At 40.7% G+C, this 17,628-nt stretch carries 16 protein-coding genes and 1 pseudogene; 15 read left to right on the top strand and 2 right to left on the bottom strand.

Features of this window, described 5'->3' with window-relative positions; translation table 11 throughout:
* Window positions 1-12 precede the first annotated feature (12 nt).
* The 4 genes from V1225_RS08125 (at window position 13) to V1225_RS08140 (ending at window position 3,059) form a co-directional block, all read left to right on the top strand.
* Window positions 13-1,614: a polysaccharide biosynthesis protein gene (locus V1225_RS08125; RefSeq protein ID WP_161907652.1), complete on the top strand. Its 1,602-nt coding sequence runs from the start codon at window positions 13-15 to the stop codon at window positions 1,612-1,614.
* Between the two features lie 2 nt (window positions 1,615-1,616).
* Window positions 1,617-2,426: a nucleoside triphosphate pyrophosphohydrolase gene (gene mazG, locus V1225_RS08130; protein WP_160203081.1), complete on the top strand. Its 810-nt coding sequence runs from the start codon at window positions 1,617-1,619 to the stop codon at window positions 2,424-2,426.
* Between the two features lie 39 nt (window positions 2,427-2,465).
* Window positions 2,466-2,744: an HU family DNA-binding protein gene (locus tag V1225_RS08135; RefSeq protein WP_160203082.1), complete on the top strand. Its 279-nt coding sequence runs from the start codon at window positions 2,466-2,468 to the stop codon at window positions 2,742-2,744.
* A gap of 69 nt (window positions 2,745-2,813) precedes the next feature.
* On the top strand, window positions 2,814-3,059 hold the full coding sequence (locus tag V1225_RS08140; RefSeq protein ID WP_160203083.1) for an RNA-binding S4 domain-containing protein: 246 nt from the start codon (window positions 2,814-2,816) through the stop codon (window positions 3,057-3,059).
* Between the two features lie 64 nt (window positions 3,060-3,123).
* On the opposite strand, the gene V1225_RS08145 is transcribed toward V1225_RS08140, so the two are convergent.
* The gene (locus tag V1225_RS08145) at window positions 3,124-3,507 is read right to left on the bottom strand and encodes a DUF4363 family protein (RefSeq protein WP_160203084.1); all 384 of its coding nucleotides are present in this window, start codon (window positions 3,505-3,507) and stop codon (window positions 3,124-3,126) included.
* Between the two features lies 1 nt (window position 3,508).
* On the bottom strand, window positions 3,509-4,171 hold the full coding sequence (locus tag V1225_RS08150; protein ID WP_160203085.1) for a DUF421 domain-containing protein: 663 nt from the start codon (window positions 4,169-4,171) through the stop codon (window positions 3,509-3,511).
* Between the two features lie 99 nt (window positions 4,172-4,270).
* Here V1225_RS08150 and V1225_RS08155 point away from each other — a divergent pair.
* The 11 genes and pseudogenes from V1225_RS08155 to V1225_RS08205 all read left to right on the top strand — a co-directional run bounded on the left by V1225_RS08155 (window position 4,271) and on the right by V1225_RS08205 (window position 17,242).
* Window positions 4,271-5,410, top strand: a pseudogene (locus tag V1225_RS08155) (MFS transporter).
* A gap of 723 nt (window positions 5,411-6,133) precedes the next feature.
* Window positions 6,134-9,253 (top strand): isoleucine--tRNA ligase, encoded by a 3,120-nt coding sequence (gene ileS, locus V1225_RS08160; RefSeq protein WP_338546022.1) that lies wholly within the window; start codon window positions 6,134-6,136, stop codon window positions 9,251-9,253.
* 377 nt (window positions 9,254-9,630) lie between these two features.
* Window positions 9,631-9,825 (top strand): hypothetical protein, encoded by a 195-nt coding sequence (locus V1225_RS08165; protein ID WP_338546024.1) that lies wholly within the window; start codon window positions 9,631-9,633, stop codon window positions 9,823-9,825.
* A 538-nt stretch (window positions 9,826-10,363) separates the two neighbouring features.
* Window positions 10,364-11,098 (top strand): LytTR family DNA-binding domain-containing protein, encoded by a 735-nt coding sequence (locus V1225_RS08170; RefSeq protein WP_160203088.1) that lies wholly within the window; start codon window positions 10,364-10,366, stop codon window positions 11,096-11,098.
* Window positions 11,099-11,109: 11 nt separating this feature from the next.
* Window positions 11,110-12,432: an ATP-binding protein gene (locus V1225_RS08175; RefSeq protein ID WP_338546026.1), complete on the top strand. Its 1,323-nt coding sequence runs from the start codon at window positions 11,110-11,112 to the stop codon at window positions 12,430-12,432.
* A 112-nt stretch (window positions 12,433-12,544) separates the two neighbouring features.
* Window positions 12,545-13,339 carry a hypothetical protein gene (locus V1225_RS08180; protein WP_338546028.1) on the top strand — a complete coding sequence of 265 codons (795 nt, stop codon included), beginning with the start codon at window positions 12,545-12,547 and terminating at the stop codon, window positions 13,337-13,339.
* A gap of 176 nt (window positions 13,340-13,515) precedes the next feature.
* A complete protein-coding gene (locus tag V1225_RS08185; protein WP_338546030.1) occupies window positions 13,516-14,553 on the top strand; it encodes a hypothetical protein in 1,038 nt (345 codons plus the stop codon).
* 14 nt (window positions 14,554-14,567) lie between these two features.
* Window positions 14,568-14,762: a hypothetical protein gene (locus V1225_RS08190; protein ID WP_160203305.1), complete on the top strand. Its 195-nt coding sequence runs from the start codon at window positions 14,568-14,570 to the stop codon at window positions 14,760-14,762.
* 101 nt (window positions 14,763-14,863) lie between these two features.
* Entirely contained in the window at window positions 14,864-15,331 is a 468-nt protein-coding gene (locus tag V1225_RS08195) for a hypothetical protein (protein ID WP_338546032.1), read from the top strand.
* 611 nt (window positions 15,332-15,942) lie between these two features.
* A complete protein-coding gene (locus tag V1225_RS08200) occupies window positions 15,943-16,773 on the top strand; it encodes a hypothetical protein (protein ID WP_338546034.1) in 831 nt (276 codons plus the stop codon).
* A 223-nt stretch (window positions 16,774-16,996) separates the two neighbouring features.
* On the top strand, window positions 16,997-17,242 hold the full coding sequence (locus V1225_RS08205) for a hypothetical protein (protein ID WP_161880244.1): 246 nt from the start codon (window positions 16,997-16,999) through the stop codon (window positions 17,240-17,242).
* Window positions 17,243-17,628 lie beyond the last annotated feature (386 nt).

The following is a 17,628-nucleotide window of genomic DNA, read 5'->3' on the forward strand; positions in this document are numbered from 1 at the left end:
GCGAAAGGGATTATGTCAAACAAGGGAAATAAGTTTATCAAAGGCGCAGCAGTGCTTGGTATTGCAGGTGTTGTCATCAAATTGCTGGGAGCAGTGTTTAGAATTCCTCTGACCAATTGGATCGGTGCTGACGGCATGTCCTACTACGGATTTGCATATACCATTTACGGTGCGCTTTTAGTGTTGTCTACGGCGGGCATTCCGGTGGCAATTTCACGTATGGTATCGGAGCGAATTGCTGTAGGGGAATACAGAAATGCCCATAAGGTATTTAAGGTTGCCACATCTTTACTGTTTGGAATCGGTATCGTCTCTTTTGCAGCATGCTTTTTCGGAGGAGAAGCAATCACTAAAGCCCTTGGAAATCCAGATGCTGCGCTGGCGGTAAAAGCCATTTCTCCAGCGCTGCTCTTTGTGCCGATGTTTTCGGCATTCCGTGGATATTTTCAAGGGCGGCAGAATATGAATCCTACTGCCATCTCTGAAATAACGGAGCAGCTCATTCGTGTTATCGTGGGTCTGGCTCTTGCCTATAAGCTTTTGGATACAGGGCTGAAAGAAGCAGCGGCAGGCGCTTCTTTTGGAGCATCGGCAGGCTCTATCGCAGGTCTTGGCATTATCGTTGTTATCTACATGCTGAATCGCAGGGTCATTCACCGAAAAATCGACTTGAATAATAAACAGGTGGAGGAAACTGGCGTTATTCTGCGTAAAATCGTCGGAATTGCAATTCCAATTATAATCGGCAGTGAGATCATGCCAATCATGACTTTGATTGACACAGGCATTATTATGACTAGACTGCAGGCGACAGGATGGTCTTACGAAGAAGCAAAGACTCTTTATGGGCTTTTAAGTGGTTTTTGTAATTCGTTGATTGCATTTCCGCAGGTCTTTACGCAAGCTGTAGCAGTCAGCTTGGTTCCTGCTATTGCAGCAGCGTTCAAGGTTCATAACAGACAGGGCGTGCAGGAAAATATTCAGCTGGGGTACAGGACGACCATGATTATGGCGTTTCCTTGCGCATTTGGTATTTTTGCACTAGCAGAGCCAATTATGATTTTGCTGTATTCCGATCAAAAAGCCAGTGCAATCGCTGCAGTACCGACCCTGATGATTATGGCAATCAGTGTTATTTTCCTAGCGATTACGCAGACTTCTGTCGGCGTGCTGCAGTCTATCGGAAAGCAGATGCTGCCAGTGATTCATCTTGCTATAGGCTGTGTAGGAAAAGTCATTCTGACCTTTATTCTGGTCGGGATTCATGATATCAATATCAAAGGCGCTGCTGTGGGCACCATGTTTGCCTATGTGGTAGCGTTGGTCCTCAATAACAGATCAGTAAAGCAGTATACAGGCGTTAAATTTAACTACAATCTGACCTATATCCGCCCGTGTCTTGCTGCTATGCTTATGGGGGTATGTGCTTTTGCCGCATATCGCCTTGCAGCAGGATTTCTTGGAAATAGCATTGCGACGCTGTTTGCCATTATGGTAGGCGTCGTGGTGTATGTCATTTTAATCTTTACCCTGAAAGCTATTACTCTGGATGAAGTGGAAACAATGCCAGGCGGAACCAAACTTGTAAAAATTTTAAAGAGGTTTGTAAAATAATTATGAAAAAAGAGTATGAAGCACTGTATTTGACAAAAGATAATGAGGCGGACGCACTTTTGCGTCTTGTAGAAATCGTAAAGATTTTGCGAAAAGAATGTCCATGGGATAGGGAACAGACCCACGAAACGCTGACCAAATGTATGCTGGAAGAGGCTTATGAAGCCGTAGATGCCATTTTAGAAAAGGACACGGAGAATCTAAGGGAAGAACTGGGAGACGTACTTCTGCAGGTAGTTTTTCATAGCAATTTATCAGAAAACGAAGGACATTTTGATTTGAAAGATGTCATTAATGAGGAATGTGAGAAGATGATTCGCAGACATCCGCACATTTTTTTAGAAGATGATGCAAAAACTATTGACAAAGCCCTTGAAAAATGGGAGAATATGAAGAGCCGAGAGCATGAGGAACTTAGATATACCGATCGGCTGGTAAGAGTGCCTAAGGCATTACCTGCTTTGATTAGAAGTTCCAAGGTTCAGTGCAAGGCTGCCAAAGTTGGGTTTGATTGGCCCGATGCAGAAGGTCCCTTTGATAAAATTCAGGAAGAGCTTGCAGAATTGGTACAAGCTTACAGAGAGCGCGATGATGCGCATATCGCTGAAGAATATGGGGACTTGCTGTTTTCGATGGTCAATACTTCCAGATTTTTAAATATCGATCCCGAGGAATCTCTGAATCAGGCTACCGTTAAGTTTATCAAGCGCTTTGACTGTATGGAGAGGATTGCACGGAAGAGAGGATTGGATTTAGCAGATCTGAGCCTAGAAGAAATGGACAGACTTTGGCAAGAGGCAAAGAAAGAGTAAGTTCAATGCTTATCTATAATTTTAAGGAGGATTTTTAGAATGAATAAGGCTGAACTCGTTGCTGCAGTAGCAGAAAAGACAAATTTTACCAAGAAGGATGCAGAAGTTGCTATTAACGCATTCCTCGCAAGCGTAGAAGAGGCAATGGTTAAGGGAGATAAAGTACAGTTAATCGGATTCGGTACTTTTGAGACTAGAGAAAGAAAAGCTAGACAGGGAAGAAATCCTAGAAAACCGGAAGAAGTAATCGAAATTGCTGCTTCCAAGGCTCCTGTATTTAAAGCAGGTAAGGCTCTGAAAGACGCAGTAAACAAATAATAGAGCATTTACAGAGGACAACCCTGCGTTGTCCTTTTTTCTTTTTAAACTGGGATAGGAGGGAAACTCATGAGAATCGATAAATTTTTAAAGAACTCTCGCTTGATTAAGCGCAGAACTGTGGCAAAAGACGCTTGCGATCAGGAACGTGTATCCGTGAACGGCAAAGTTGTGAAAGCTGGTGCAGAGGTAAAGGAGGGAGATGTGATTCACATTTCTTTCGGCAACAGCTCTCTTACAGCAAAAGTGCTGAAGCTGACAGAATCCTGCCGCAAAGAGGATGCTGCGGATATGTATGAAATCATAGAAGACTAAAGACAGGGTGAAACAGCGGTGGGTATGCTGTAAAAGCCCTGTCTTTTCCAGTGCATCTATTTTATTATAGAATATTGCGTAGATGAAGCCCTTCGTTTTCGTGAAGTACACGAAGCTGCTCTGTCAATGCCAGAAGTTCGCCGCTGCTGTTTGATACATCTTTTGCCTTGATATACATTAACGTTTTGGCAAACTCTTCGTCGGCGGTGTTGATGGGCTGTGTGTCGAGAAAATACAGCGCTTTGTTCTGGTATTCATGCCATATTTTGTATTGTTCTTTAAAGGTATCATAGGCTTCATCCCAGTTTTCGTTTTGGATAGCTGCCATAACTACATCTTCGCATTCAGTGATGATTCCATTCAGATTTTCATCGGAGTAGTGGTAGAAGATTCCCCAGCAGCCGATTAAAAGCGCCAGAGAGATAATTGAAGTGATTAGTGCTCTCATTTTAGTACACCTCGCCAGAAAAATTTTGTTTGTGTTGCGGCATAGGATAAACATGAAACATGCTCTTTCCATCATAGAAGGCGACAAAGACTTCGCTAATATCGGTAATACCTTTTGCCTGAAGCATGCAGAGCAGGGTATTGTAATCGGTATCAGTCTTTGCCATGTTTTCTTCATAAAGTATGCCGTCGCTAATCAGTACCAGCGGTAGTTTTTCCTGATCTGTCTTTGCGATAATAGAAAGTTCTCCGTTAGATTCCATAACGGCATATTCTACGTCTGAAATAGAAGGGCAGTTGCCCAGACGGAGCTGTTCAAACAGATCGTTGACGGTAATGCGAAGCCTTTGCATCTCTTTTACATTAATCATGCCTTTGTCAATAATGACACTGGGTCTGCCGTTGATGAAATTCTTAAATTTTTCGTTTTTGATAGAAATATAAGAAAGCAGTACCTGCAGGAAAAGCAGTGTAAAGATTGCCATAGCGCCGTTGATCAGAGAAGATGACGGCTCGTCGATAGGAATAGAGGCAAGTTCAGCGATCATAAACAGAACTACCATCTGAAAGGTCGACATCTTTGAAAGTTCGGATTTTCCCATGACTCGCAGGGTGAAAAGCACGACTAAGTATAAAATAAAGGTTCGAATACAAACGATAATCAAAAAATACACCTCCAAATAATTGATATTGCTATTGTGTACCGAGGCGTGATTTGCTATACTACTTAATACTATAAATTTAAAAAAAAAGGAAGAAATAGTTTGAACAAGACGACAAAATTTAAATTATTTTATACATTCGGCTATGCTGCTATGGGGGTTATCAATCCACTAATCGGGCAATATATGGCAAGCATTGGATTTAGCGGAACGCAAATCGGCACGGTGACTTCCATGGCAACAGCAATTGCTGTTTTTGCGTCCACTTTTTGGGGCAATCGATATGCCAACAGCCGCGATGGAAGAAAAGTAATTGCGCTGATATGCCTTTTAGCGGGTGCAATGGCTGTCTGTAATTCTTTTGTGACGATATTTCTGATTTTTATTGCGACCTATGGTCTGGAATATTTTTTCCAGGGACCGGTCATGGGACTGTGTGATGCGCTGGTATTGGAAGAGGATCAGGTGCATTTTTCGGCGATTCGGCTATGTGGCGCTGCTGGGTACGCAGCAGCAGTTTTTGCAGGGGGTAAAATCGGAGGAACATAGGGCCTTGAAAATATTTTTTATCTCAATGCGGTCGCTTTTGGACTGGCGGCATTTACCATTATGACTGTGCAGCGTGATGAGGACGCTGCTGCAAGCGCTGCCTGTAATGGAAAAAGAATCCGTTATAAGGAACTTCTGAAGGAAAAGCGGGCGCTGCAGCTGATTCTTTGTGGCATTTTCGTCATGGGCACTAATGTGGCAAACAATACTTATTTTAGCTTTCTTTTTACAGAAGGCGGCGGCAGCGTAGCAGGCGTAGGAACTGCTTTTCTTCTCATGGTAGGAAGTGAGGCGCCGTTTATGGCGCTGGCGCCAAAGCTTTGCGCAAAATTTTCAAGAGAGAAAACCATAGCCTTTGCTATGGTGCTGTCTGCAGTGCGTTTTGGGCTTTATGCACTGGGACCTTCCGATATATTTCTGCTGGCTACTTTTTTCTTGCAAGGCATGGTCAATGGGATCCTGCTGACTGAATACGTTAAGTATCTATCGGAGACAGTGTCTTTTCGCCTCATTGCGCTGACAGTAGCAGCCTTTTATGCAGTCAGTTCCAATGGCGGTACGATTTTGTGCAATTTCTTTGGAGGGGTAGCAATGGACTTCTTTGGCGCGACTGGCGTGTATGCACTGTTTAGTGGCATGAATGTGATAGGTGTTGTGCTTTATATTGCATTCGGGCTGCATAGAAAGAAGTGAGATATAGCAATTCGGCAAAGGGCGGAGATGTAAAATGGGATTTTTGCTGTTATATATGTGCGACTTCAGATTGAATGTCGAAATGAATTTTTGCATTACAGAACTTTACCCTTTATTACATCAAAAAAAGGAAAACCAGCAGGTGCTGTTGGGTGATAAATGCAACCTGGATTAGTATCTAAGAAAAAATAGAGGATTTTTTGTAGAATCTTAAAAATATGTACATGCATACTGTTAGTTTTTGCGCAAATTTCTGCTTAAAGATAAGAAAATTTAGTTTGTAGTAATATCAAAAGATTGAACTTTACATTTTTTTAATCAAATTTTGCTTTTTTCTGTAAAGTGAAATACGAAATGTTAACAAAGATTTTGCTTGCAAACAAGCCGAAACAATGCTAAAATATTTGGGTACGTAAGTAAAACTTTATATCAGGCGTTGAAGGAACCAGTAGCCCGGCGTAATACCCTTACAGAGAGGTCATCGTTTGCTGAGAGATGATCGGTGAAGCTGCGATTTTGCGAATATCACTCCGGAGCCTGCGCACTAATGAGAGGCAGCCTTAAGGCGCATATGGATTTATGCAAGCGTCCGAGGTTTAGCAATTAGGGTGGTACCGCGGTTTAGAATTGAATCGTCCCTAATCGGAAATCATATTTTCGGTTGGGGATTTTTTTATTGTAGAATACCCCGAACTTGAAAAAACAGAAAGGAAGTAGAGATACATGTTCAAGAAATTATCGGATAAGCCTGTAGCACAGGTACAGAACGAACAGGTCGAGAAATGGAAGAAAGAAGATCTGCTGCACAAGTGTGTCAGCGCCAGAGAAGACGGCGAGAAGTTCGTATTCTTTGAAGGTCCTCCGACTGCAAATGGAAAGCCGGGCATTCACCATGTGATGGCAAGAACTTTGAAGGATTCTATCTGCCGTTATAAGACTATGCAAGGCTATCAGGTCAACAGAAAAGCAGGCTGGGATACCCACGGTCTGCCGGTAGAAATCGAAGTCGAAAAGCAGCTGGGCATGAGCGGCAAACAGGACATCGAAAAATATGGTATCAAGGAATTTAACCAGAAGTGTAAAGAATCTGTTTTCACTTACACAGACATGTGGAGAGAGATGACAGAGAGAATGGGTTATCTGGTAGATTTAGACAATCCGTATATCACTTTAGACAATAACTATATCGAATCCGGCTGGTGGATTCTGAAAGAGTTTTTCAAGGCAGGACTGATTTACGAAGGTCACAAGATTCTGCCGTACTGCCCGAGATGCGGAACCGGTCTTGCTTCCCACGAAGTAGCCCAAGGCTATAAGGAAGTCAAGGTCAACACGCTGGTCTGCAAGTTCAAGCGTAAAGATGCCGAAAACGAATATTTTCTGGCATGGACCACAACCCCTTGGACACTGGCTTCCAATACTGTTCTGACCGTAGGTCCTGGCATCGACTACATCAAAGCAAAGATGACAGAGGGCGATGAAGAGGGCAATATCTTCTATGTTGCGAAGGCGCTTGCGAACAAAGTGCTGGGCGAAGGCAAATACGAAACTTTGGAAGAAATGAAGGGCGCTGACCTGGAATACATCGAATACGAACAGCTGATGCCTTTTGTAAAGCCGGAAGGCGGCAAGAAAGCATTCTTCGTAACCTGCATGGATTACGTTTCCGTAGAAGACGGTACTGGTATCGTTCATACTGCACCGGCATTCGGTGAAGACGACTATCAGTGCGGACGCAAATACAATCTGCCGATGCTGCAGCCTGTAGATGAGCGAGGCTGCTATACAGAAACGCCATGGGCGGGACGCTTTGTTATGGAAGAAGGTCTTGATGTGGATATCATCAAGTATCTGGCAGGAGAGAACAAAATTTTCTCCAAGGAAAAGCTGGCGCACAACTATCCGCACTGCTGGCGCTGTGGTACACCGCTTGTTTACTATGCAAAACCGAGCTGGTATATCGAAATGAGCAAGCTGAAGGATCAGCTTGTTGCCAATAACAACACTGTAAACTGGTTCCCTGAATTTGTCGGCGAGAAGCGTTTTGGCAACTGGCTGGCAGATGTAAAGGACTGGGCAATTTCCCGTTCCAGATACTGGGGAACACCGATTCCGATTTGGAGATGTGAATGCGGTCATTTGGAATGTATCGGAAGCCGCGAAGAACTGGTAGAAAAAGCTATCGAGGATATCGATACGTCTATCGAGCTGCACAGACCGTATGTGGATGACGTGCACATCACGTGCCCGCACTGCGGCAAGCCGATGAGCAGAGTTCCGGAGGTTATGGACTGCTGGTTCGATTCCGGCGCTATGCCGTTTGCACAGTGGCACTATCCGTTTGAAAACAAAGAAATATTTGAGGAAAAGCTATTCCCGGCAGACTTTATCTGTGAGGGAATCGACCAGACCAGAGGCTGGTTCTATTCCCTGATGGCAATTTCCACCTTTATCATGGGCAGGGCGCCGTATAGAAATGTACTGGTAAACGACCTGATTTTGGATAAAGAAGGAAAGAAGATGAGTAAGTCCAGAGGAAACACCGTTTCTCCGTTTGAGCTCTTCGACAAATACGGTGCAGATGCGACCAGATGGTATCTGCTTTCTGTATCACCGGCGTGGACACCGACCAAGTTTGACGAGGATGGACTCATCGATGTCGTGAGCAAGTTCTTTGGCACTTTGAAGAACGTATATAACTTCTTCGTACTGTATTCCAATCAGGACGATGTGGATGCTGCGGCATTGACAGTAGATTATGACAAGAGACCTGAACTGGACAGATGGATTCTTTCCAAATATAATCAGCTGGTAAAAGATGTAACAGAATATATGGACAGCTATGACCATATGAAGACTGTTCGTGCAATTACAGACTTTGTTGCTGAGGACTTGTCCAACTGGTACATCAGACGCGCAAGAAGAAGATTCTATGCGGAGGAAATGACTGAAGACAAGAAGAGCGTATATGCGACTACTTACGAAGTGCTGGTAGGCACAGCTAAGCTAATTGCACCGATTGCGCCGTTCCTGTCTGACGAAATCTATACCAATCTGACCGGTGAGGAAACTGTTCATGTGGCATACTTCCCGAAGGCAGACGAAAGCCTCATCGACAAAAAGGTAGAGGAGAGAATGGATCTTGTCAGAACCTTAGTTACTCTGGGCAGAGGAACCAGAGAAAAGGAAAGAATCAAGGTAAGACAGCCGCTTTCTGAAATTCTGGTAGATGGTAAGTATCAGGCGGTAATCGAGGACTTGACGCCGCTGATTATGGAAGAACTCAATGTCAAGGAAGTTGTCTTTGCAGAGGAGCTTGACCAGTATATGAACTTCTCCTTAAAGCCGAACTTCAAGGTGGCAGGACCGGTTCTAGGTAAGAATATCAAAGCCTTTGGCGCGGCTCTTGCAAAGGAAAACGCTGCTGATGTGGTAGCTCGTCTGGAAGCAGGCGCTATGACGCTGAACTTAGACGGTGAAGAAGTTGAAATAAAGAAGGACTTCGTAGATGTCCGCATCAATGCTAAAGAAGGTTTTGCGGTAGCTATGGAAAACAACGTGTTCACCATTCTTGACACGACCGTGACACCTGAGCTTGCTGCGGAAGGTCTTGCAAGAGAGCTGGTTTCCAAGGTACAGCAGATGCGTAAAGCAAACGACTACGAGATGATGGATAACATCAAGATTTTCGTGGAAGCAGACGCAGATGTGAAAGCTGCAGTAGATACTTTCGGCGACTATATCAAGAAGGAAACTCTGGCAACTTCCATTGAAGAGGCTTCCGGACTGGAAACCTATGACCTCAATGGACATAAGACCGGTATCGGAGTGGAAAGAGTATAACCAAATGTGAGATAAAAGGACTTTGCATGGATTTCATGTAAAGTCCTTTTTCATAGTTTTTTTCGTAAAGAAAGCCTTATAAATGAAAAATTTAAATAAAATTTACATATATTACTGTAATTTTATGTAAAAAATGACCACTTATCCGAAAAAATGACCAGTTTTCCGAAAGTTATTGTATTTTGACAGCGAAAATGGTAGGCTTTAGTCAAGGGGGAGGGATTAGACTCTTAATCATATTGCATCGGGAGATATCAGAGGTTCGACATCTGATATCTTCCACTATCCAAAGAAAAATGAATTTTGAAGACAATTTCCAAAAGTATTTTTAAATCTTCACTTCTTTTAACTTTAATAAAATAATCAGGAGAGACATAATGTCGGATATCAGTATTACATTACTGCTTTGCCTAGGTGGACAATTTTGGCTAGTACGGAGTGCCTGGCGTGGTTATAATAGAAAATATTGGGAAGAACCGTTGCAAAAGTATGTGGATTATTTGGGCGTTTTTATCGGTATCCCTCTTTTTATAATTACGATGCTGGGATTTTTGAAGTCTATATTTATATAACGGTTAACACGAGGTAACATGTCTTGTTAAATTAATTTGTACCGGATATAGTGAAGATGGGTAGAAGGCAAGCAACATAATTGTAAAGGGCAGAGCGTTTAGCTTTTTACAGCATTAAATATAAAATTTGAGAAGAGAAAAAAGAAATCAGATGGAGAAAATAAATTTTACATTATTACTATGTATGATTACTCAGTGTATGCTTTTGAGCAGCATGATTTATAGGTATAAAACAAAGAGCTGGGGCAGTAGGTTCGGAAAGTATGTTGATTATTTTTGGTTTATTGTGGGGACACCGATGTTACTTGTAAGTATTGCTGTGTTTTTTCATCTCATTTGAATTAGTGTTGATGAAGAAACAAATTATGAGGTAACGGAGACTATATTTTGACCGCTTATTTCTTTTTTTGACCGCTTATTTCTTTTTGGTTGTAGGGGGATTTGTCATATTGTATAATAAAAGCGAAAAGATACTTTTCTGATATTTGCTTTTATGGTAAAATGATATTGTAATATGTAATGTCTTTGGGGGTTACCTATGAAAATTATCATTTGTGATGACCAGATTAGTGATATTCAGGAATTAAAAAAATTATGCGAACGCTATTTGCGGGAGAATGATATCGAGGCGGAACTTGAAACGACCACCCATCCGCAGGATGTTCTCGCAGAGCCACTGGATGCGGATATTCTGATTCTTGATATAGAGATGGGCGCCATAAACGGTATTGATATCAAGAACCAATTAGCCAGACGAGGTGCGGGACCACTGATTATTTTTGCGACCAGTCATATGGACAATGTCCTCAGAGCGTTTAATGTCAATGTAATCGGTTTTGTATCTAAACCACCGCAGTACGATGATTTGGCAGGGTTTTTGGATACGGGCGTTAATTTGATTTTTGCGAACAAGTCTTTTACTTATCCGGACGGCAGCAGCGGTTGTTTGGACGAAATCGTTTGGATTGAAGCTGATACGGGCTATGCTGACGCACACCTAAGAGATGGAAGAGTCAAGAATATTGGCAAGCAGAAGGTTGGGGCGCTTGCAGCGAAGCTGGAGCCGCTTGGATTTATCTGCATCAGCAGAGGACAGATTGTCAACTGCAAGCATATCAGCAGTTTTTACGATGACAGAATTCTCCTGAAGAACGTACCGGAAAAGTCGGGCGGCAAGCCTAGTGATAAGGTGCTGCTTATCAGCCGCCGCAGAAGAAAAGAGTGCTTAGAAAAGTATACCGCTTATTGCATGAGAACGCAGAAATATATCTAAGGGAGTTTACCATGACCAGAGCTATCATTTTACCATTGGATTTATTGAATACATTTTTACTGTTTCGATTTATATTAGGCTGCGAGTTTCGGAAAACTCGCAGCTCTGTCGTTATAGGAGCCAGCGTTATCATAGCATCCTTTGCTGCGCAGGTGTTTTATTTTGATGCGCTGTCATATAATGTGCTGTGGCTTTTCGGACACAGCATTTGCATTTTACCGATGATTTTTCTGAAAGGAAAGAAGACCCATCTTTTGGGTCTGGGAATTGCTTATTGGCAACTTTCCATGCCGATTATTAGTTTTGCGGACGGCATCATGCTGGTGGTATTTAAAAGTGATGCTTTTTATGCAAACTCTGACTGGTATACAATCTTTGCACAGGTGGCTACTACTGTAATATTTTGCGTGCTTATTAGAATCTTAGCGCAGAAAAGAGCTGAAATTAATGGGGTGGTTATGAGTGTAAATGTGCTGATATACATATCGTTTTCACTAATTTTAAGTATTTTTCCATGGGAATGGGCTTATTTAGGCGCGGGGGATACGGATGCAGCAATGTTATATCAGGGGGCGAACAAAGCAAAAGACGCAATTACTGCGATGATTACCATAGGTTTTATGATTGCAATCATATATGCATTTTACCAGAGGAAAATGTTAAAACGCGAAGTGATTTTGAAAGAACGCTGCATTGAAGAACAGGTAGAACAGTACCGCCTTCTGGGTAGCGCTAACGAGGAACTGCGCAGGTTTAGGCATGACCTTTATAAGCATTTGGATACGATGACAGATTTATGTGACAAAGGGCAGATGGAAAAACTGGGAGAATACCTTCATCAAATTTATCAGGCAAAGGAACGGCTGGATTATCTTCATACTGGAAATATGATTTGTGACGCTGTCGCAAATCGCTACTATGGAAAATGCAGGGAGTCGGGGATTCGACTGCACTTTAGCGGTTTTTTTCCGGAGGATTTGTCGGTTGCAATGACAGATTTGTGTGTAATTTTATCGAATGGTTTAGACAATGCCTATGAGGCAGTATGTAAATGTACAGGGGAAAAGGAAATTAAATGCAAGATTGGAAACCAAGGCGGATTTCTTTTTATCACTATTTGGAATCCGACTGAGACTGAACCTGTGATTATTGGCGGACATATTCAAACTACCAAAAAAGATCAGGAGAATCATGGCTTTGGCACGAAAAATATGCAGGAAACAGTAGCGCGTAATGGAGGAAAGGTATGGTGGGAATACGAAAAGGAAAGCAAAATTTTGGTAACACATGTGCAATTAAGATATCATAACATGGAAAAAACAGGAAGCAATTGACCGTTTATTTCTTTTTTCGACCGCTTATTTCTTTATGATTGTAAACGTGTCAACTGTGTGCTATGGTAAAGATAGTAAATTATAAATGATAAAGAAAGGGTTGAAGAAGGAAATGAAAAGAAAATTGTTTAGTGTTTTACTGACTCTATCTTTGGTACTGAGTTTGATGGTGGCAGGTGTCTGCGCAGAGACACAGCAGGTCAAAATTCAAAATGTGACCCAGTTGAAGGCTGCTCTGAATCAGAATTTGACCAAGGCAGAACAGAAGGAGGTCATAGAGAAAACTGCAGAAGATGTAGTAAATGCTTTTATGGCAGAGAAAATGGATGAGGCAGTGGATTTGTTAAATTCACAGGGAACAGATCTGGCGATGAAACAGCTTCCTGACGGCAGCGCCTATGCTGTGGAATCGTATAATCTGGGTGATGGTTGTATGCTTACTGTGGAGTTAAGCGATAGCAAGGAAGGTCAGGTAGTAAGAGTTCCACAAATTTCTCCTATGGCAACCTCTGGCAGCAGTGATCAGTGGAAGGATTACGGAAACCGCTATTTTACAGCCAGGGCAAGCGTGTCTATTGCTAATGTTACAGCAAGCATGAGCTTAGAGAACCACTATACTTTATCGGCTGACGGAATAGAAGAACGCAGTGGAGTTGCGGATGTGAATTGGAGTACATCAAATGGAAGTTGCGGTAAATCTGTTCCAGATATTACCGACCGAACAGCACGGACGCCTGGTGTATCCGATGTGAATATGTATTGTACCTATGATTTCAAATACACTGAGGGAAAAATCGCAAGAACCGTCAGCTACAAACTAAATACAACTGTTGGCTATGTGGCAATCAACAAAACAGCAAAACAAATTAAAGTCAGACAGTCCTGGAATCTGACGAAAATATCGTAAACATGAAAGGGCTTAGGCTTTATGAAAATATCGAAAAGGTGATATTTCTTATACATAAAGAAAGAGCTTTTCAAAAATATGACGTGATTGGACCCACAAAACATATATTAAGAAAAACTCTATCTTCATTGTGAGACATAAAGCAGAAAAAGTCAAGAGGAAAGACGAGGTTTAAAATGAGGAAAAGAACTTTTTTAAGCTGTTTGTTAAGTGTTACATTAATGGCAACAACAATTTTACCAGCATTTGCAGGCGAAGCAGATGTTAATCAATCGACAAAAACAAGTTTAAACCCAGACACGTTGGCTGATTTCACTTTGCCGGAAAATCCAAAAATCGCTGTTGTAATGGACTCCTCACTTGAAGGTGAGAGCATTTCTGTACACCTGCCGGAAGAACTTGGTTTGAAACAAGGCGTTGCAAAAGCGGGAGGGGTGATGACATATAGAGGAGAACGACATGCGACATTGAAACTCAAGACACTACAGCGTGAAGAAAAGGGTGTGCTTTTGACAAGCATGCAAACAGATGTTACGCTTAAAGATAAAATGGCTCCCGATAGGTATTCATTTAATTATGAGCTGCCATCTGGTTATAAGATGATAAAATCGGAGGTTTACTACGATCAGATAATTAATGCTGAAGCTGGATTAAAAGAGGAAGAACAGTTTCAGAAAGGATGGGTGTATATTTTAAATGAAGATGGGGAAATTGTTGCCATAATAGAGCCAGCATATGCTGAGGATGCGAATGAGAAGAAAATCAATACGCACTATGAGGTGGTAGCAAACACATTGGTACAGGTTGTTGATATAACTGATAATACAGTGTATCCTGTAACTGTGACGACAACATCGTCAAGACCTGAGAATCATAAAATTGGAGATTACAGAGAGTACTGTACAATTGATCATAATGTGATTGGAGCAGCATCCTTTGTGAGTGGAACCGGGTATTCCTGTCTGACTGATGCGGCAAAGGAAAAGGTGAAAAAAGCGATAGCTGCAAAATTAGGAAGTAAATTTGTACCGATCCTTAATTTAGCATCTTGGACGCTTGAAGGATATGCGACACTGAATAGTTTGAGAGGCTATTCTCATACAAGTGTAATTTTGGATTATGAGTTATGGGCATATTACAAACATCAAGGTGGCAGATGGGTAGAAGGAAGACAATATAAAAATGCTTCACTTCTTTTAACTTTAATTAAATAATCAGGAGAGAGATAATGTCGGATATCAGTATTACATTACTGCTTTGCCTAGGTGGACAATTTTGGCTAGTACGGGGTGCCTGGCGTGGTTTTAAAAGAAAATATTGGGAAGAACCGTTGCAAAAGTATGTGGATTATTTAGGCGTTTTTATCGGTATTCCTCTGTTTGTAATTACTGTACTGGGATTTTTGAAATCCATATGCTGTTAGACAGGCGGTAAAAAAATATTCAAGAAATCAAAAGCTGTTAGATATGTGGGTCTTAGTGGAGAACCAATCAAGGTGGCATAAAAAGTGGAGGCAGAATTGTCATGAACAGAAACAGAAAAGACATCAGAATTACAGTTTTGATATTTGCAGTTATCATTGCTGTGGCAGTAATAATCTATTTCGTATCTCAAACTCCGCAGTATGAAACAGACGATCCGCTTCATGGTTCCTATCTGGTAGAAAATGAAGAAGAGGCAGAAATCATTCATCCGGCAAATTTCGTGGTCTCTATTACTGGAGGGGTTGCAGTGTCTGAAAGTAGCCAGAGCATGCAGGAAACTGGTGTAGACATTTCAAAACCATGGATTTATTGTGCGGGAGAAAGAAAGTTCTTTCAAGCAGAGAAAGAAGAAGAGAGGCTTTTTGTATATGAAGGTGGAAAGAAGATTGGAACTTTAAGTTACTCTTATAAAACGTTTCTCTGGATTCATTATGATGAATCTTATGAAATGGAATGGAGAGATACTAATATTATATTAGAAAAGATTACGCAATATCAATTATTTTAAAAAATATATATGATAAATATATTATTATTTATATTTATGGAAATGTTTTCTATGTTGGATTCACTGCAATAATGTGCGTTATTTAGTCAAGATAATGCAGGTTCCTATCTTTGCAGGCTGATTCTATTCATGACAGGGAATGTATGTGAAAAGGGCTGAGACATCAGCCCCTTATAACAAAAGTATTATTTATGAAATGGAACATGAATACGGTATTTGAAATCAGAAGGAATGGAAAGAAATCTGAAAGTAGTAAACTACAAGTTGAACACAATGCCAAGCTATGCAGTAATGAATAAAACTGCAAAGCAAATTAAAGTCGGACAGTCGTGGAATCTGACAAAAATATCGTAAACAATAAAGGGGTTTTAAGCATTAGCTTAAAATAGATTACTCTAACGAAAGGAGGGCGGTCCGATGTTTCATTCGTAAGAGGATTGGGATAAACAGGGGAACAAAAATATTACTAAAGACTTAAACTTTATGAAATATGAAAAAAGAGCTTTTCAAAAATACGTCGTGAATGCAAGCACAAAACATATATTAAGAAAAACCCTATCTTCATTATGAGACATAAAGCAGGATAAGTCAAGAAGAAAGACGAGTTTAAAATGAAGAAAACAAAGAAAATCCTGAGCTTAGTGCTGGCTATGGCTATGGCTATGGTACTGGGAATGAGTACAAGTATGTTTGCTGCTTCAACAGAAAAGGAAAGTCAGGGAAGGACGTTAGAGGAAACAGAGGAATCTTATAAAATTGATTCCATGGAGTTATTGAAAGAGAAGTTAAACGAAGTAGAGATTGACTCTACAATGTCTGTTAGTGAAAAGGAAGTAATTTTGCAAGAAATAAAACCAAGTATTCTAAATGAGTTTATTGAAGATAAACTCGAAATGTTTGGAAAAAAGTTAAAGGAATTGGAAATGTCTGCTAACGATGAAGAAAGAATTGACTTAGGAGATGGGTGCAGCGTTGTAGTTAAGACTTTCGATGTTCCAGATGAACTTCTGCCAGGTATTCAACCTTTGGCAAACACGCCAGGGGCGGATACTTATTGGAAAGACTATGGCAATCGTAGATTTACCACAAGATTTGAGTTTACAACAGGACTTATAAATTGGGTTTATATTCTGGTACATCAATACACGCTAAGCTCTTCAGGCGTTGACTATAGAGATTCGTATGCGGATATTAAGTCAGGAATGGTCATCAATATTGGCACCGCTAGCTATGGAAGCATAAGGAAACACCAGAAAGTTGCACATAGCAAGGGAGAGTCAACGCATATTAGTTGTAAATTTACCTGTCGATGGGCACCGAAAGCTGATGTAAGCTTGGTAGAAAAAACTTTGGATATTCACAGCTATGTTAAGTTTTCTGATATAGACAAAGCAGGGAAACAAGTAAAGGTTGTACAGTCTTGGAATGGAACCTGGAGCTAAAGTTATGAATTTAAAAATGGTTTTATAATCAATGTAATCACAGCACACCGAGGTTTACCGCAAGAGTAATTTTAATCGCATCATGGTATAGTTCATATCTGATAATATAATATAAAATTATGTAAATTATATATATATAAATGCATGATGGATTTGATATAGATAATGGTGAGAAATAAGTAAAAGCTGTATAGCAATGAAAAGAAGCGAGGAGGCAAAAGTTATGGGGCTGAAAAAGTTTTTTATGAACCGATGGGATTACAGTGCACTGATGTTTGCAATAAAGATTGTATTGGTATACGGTGCGGTGTGGTTGCTAGGAGTCTTTTTTAATTTGATTTTTCATAATACATTAACACGCGTGATTGTTGCAGTTTTAACAATATTTCACGCAATTGTACTTCCTCTGATTGGTGCTATAGCGTTAATTTATTTAATTAAAATTAACATGGAAAAACACGTCGATTAAACGTATTTGCCTAAGCACAAGGATAAAAATATTTGAAACTTTTCAGATGCTTCCGATAGGCTTGGTTAATATGGTGTTTTATTAGTACAGAGATGCCGAATCAATTTTATTTATAGATGATACAGAAAACTTCAAGTAGCATGGGAACTAATTTGCGACAATTGAAAAAACGAAATATGTATCTTACATTGGGACTTTGCCCTATCATATGGTTTTCTAAAATTTGGAAACAATAATAACGAGTGGAAGTTCATCACAATCAATTAAAGGATATAATAGATTATCTTTTATGTAAAAAATGACCACTTATCCGAAAAAATGACCAGTTTTCCGAAAGTTTTTGTATTTTATCGGTGGAAATGTTACGCTGAATTTAAGGGAAGGAG

It is taken from the genome of Emergencia sp. JLR.KK010 (assembly GCF_037018265.1).
Lineage (GTDB): Bacteria > Bacillota > Clostridia > Peptostreptococcales > Anaerovoracaceae > Senimuribacter > Senimuribacter intestinalis.

Excerpts from the sequence above, each read along its gene's own strand:
- V1225_RS08125 (WP_161907652.1), top strand. The coding sequence starts at position 13 with ATGTCAAACAAGGGAAATAAGTTTATCAAAGGCGCAGCAGTGCTTGGT.
- mazG (WP_160203081.1), top strand. The coding sequence starts at position 1,617 with ATGAAAAAAGAGTATGAAGCACTGTATTTGACAAAAGATAATGAGGCG.
- V1225_RS08135 (WP_160203082.1), top strand. The coding sequence starts at position 2,466 with ATGAATAAGGCTGAACTCGTTGCTGCAGTAGCAGAAAAGACAAATTTT.
- V1225_RS08140 (WP_160203083.1), top strand. The coding sequence starts at position 2,814 with ATGAGAATCGATAAATTTTTAAAGAACTCTCGCTTGATTAAGCGCAGA.
- V1225_RS08145 (WP_160203084.1), bottom strand. The coding sequence starts at position 3,507 with ATGAGAGCACTAATCACTTCAATTATCTCTCTGGCGCTTTTAATCGGC.
- ileS (WP_338546022.1), top strand. The coding sequence starts at position 6,134 with ATGTTCAAGAAATTATCGGATAAGCCTGTAGCACAGGTACAGAACGAA.
- V1225_RS08165 (WP_338546024.1), top strand. The coding sequence starts at position 9,631 with ATGTCGGATATCAGTATTACATTACTGCTTTGCCTAGGTGGACAATTT.
- V1225_RS08170 (WP_160203088.1), top strand. The coding sequence starts at position 10,364 with ATGAAAATTATCATTTGTGATGACCAGATTAGTGATATTCAGGAATTA.
- V1225_RS08175 (WP_338546026.1), top strand. The coding sequence starts at position 11,110 with ATGACCAGAGCTATCATTTTACCATTGGATTTATTGAATACATTTTTA.
- V1225_RS08180 (WP_338546028.1), top strand. The coding sequence starts at position 12,545 with ATGAAAAGAAAATTGTTTAGTGTTTTACTGACTCTATCTTTGGTACTG.
- V1225_RS08185 (WP_338546030.1), top strand. The coding sequence starts at position 13,516 with ATGAGGAAAAGAACTTTTTTAAGCTGTTTGTTAAGTGTTACATTAATG.
- V1225_RS08190 (WP_160203305.1), top strand. The coding sequence starts at position 14,568 with ATGTCGGATATCAGTATTACATTACTGCTTTGCCTAGGTGGACAATTT.
- V1225_RS08195 (WP_338546032.1), top strand. The coding sequence starts at position 14,864 with ATGAACAGAAACAGAAAAGACATCAGAATTACAGTTTTGATATTTGCA.
- V1225_RS08200 (WP_338546034.1), top strand. The coding sequence starts at position 15,943 with ATGAAGAAAACAAAGAAAATCCTGAGCTTAGTGCTGGCTATGGCTATG.
- V1225_RS08205 (WP_161880244.1), top strand. The coding sequence starts at position 16,997 with ATGGGGCTGAAAAAGTTTTTTATGAACCGATGGGATTACAGTGCACTG.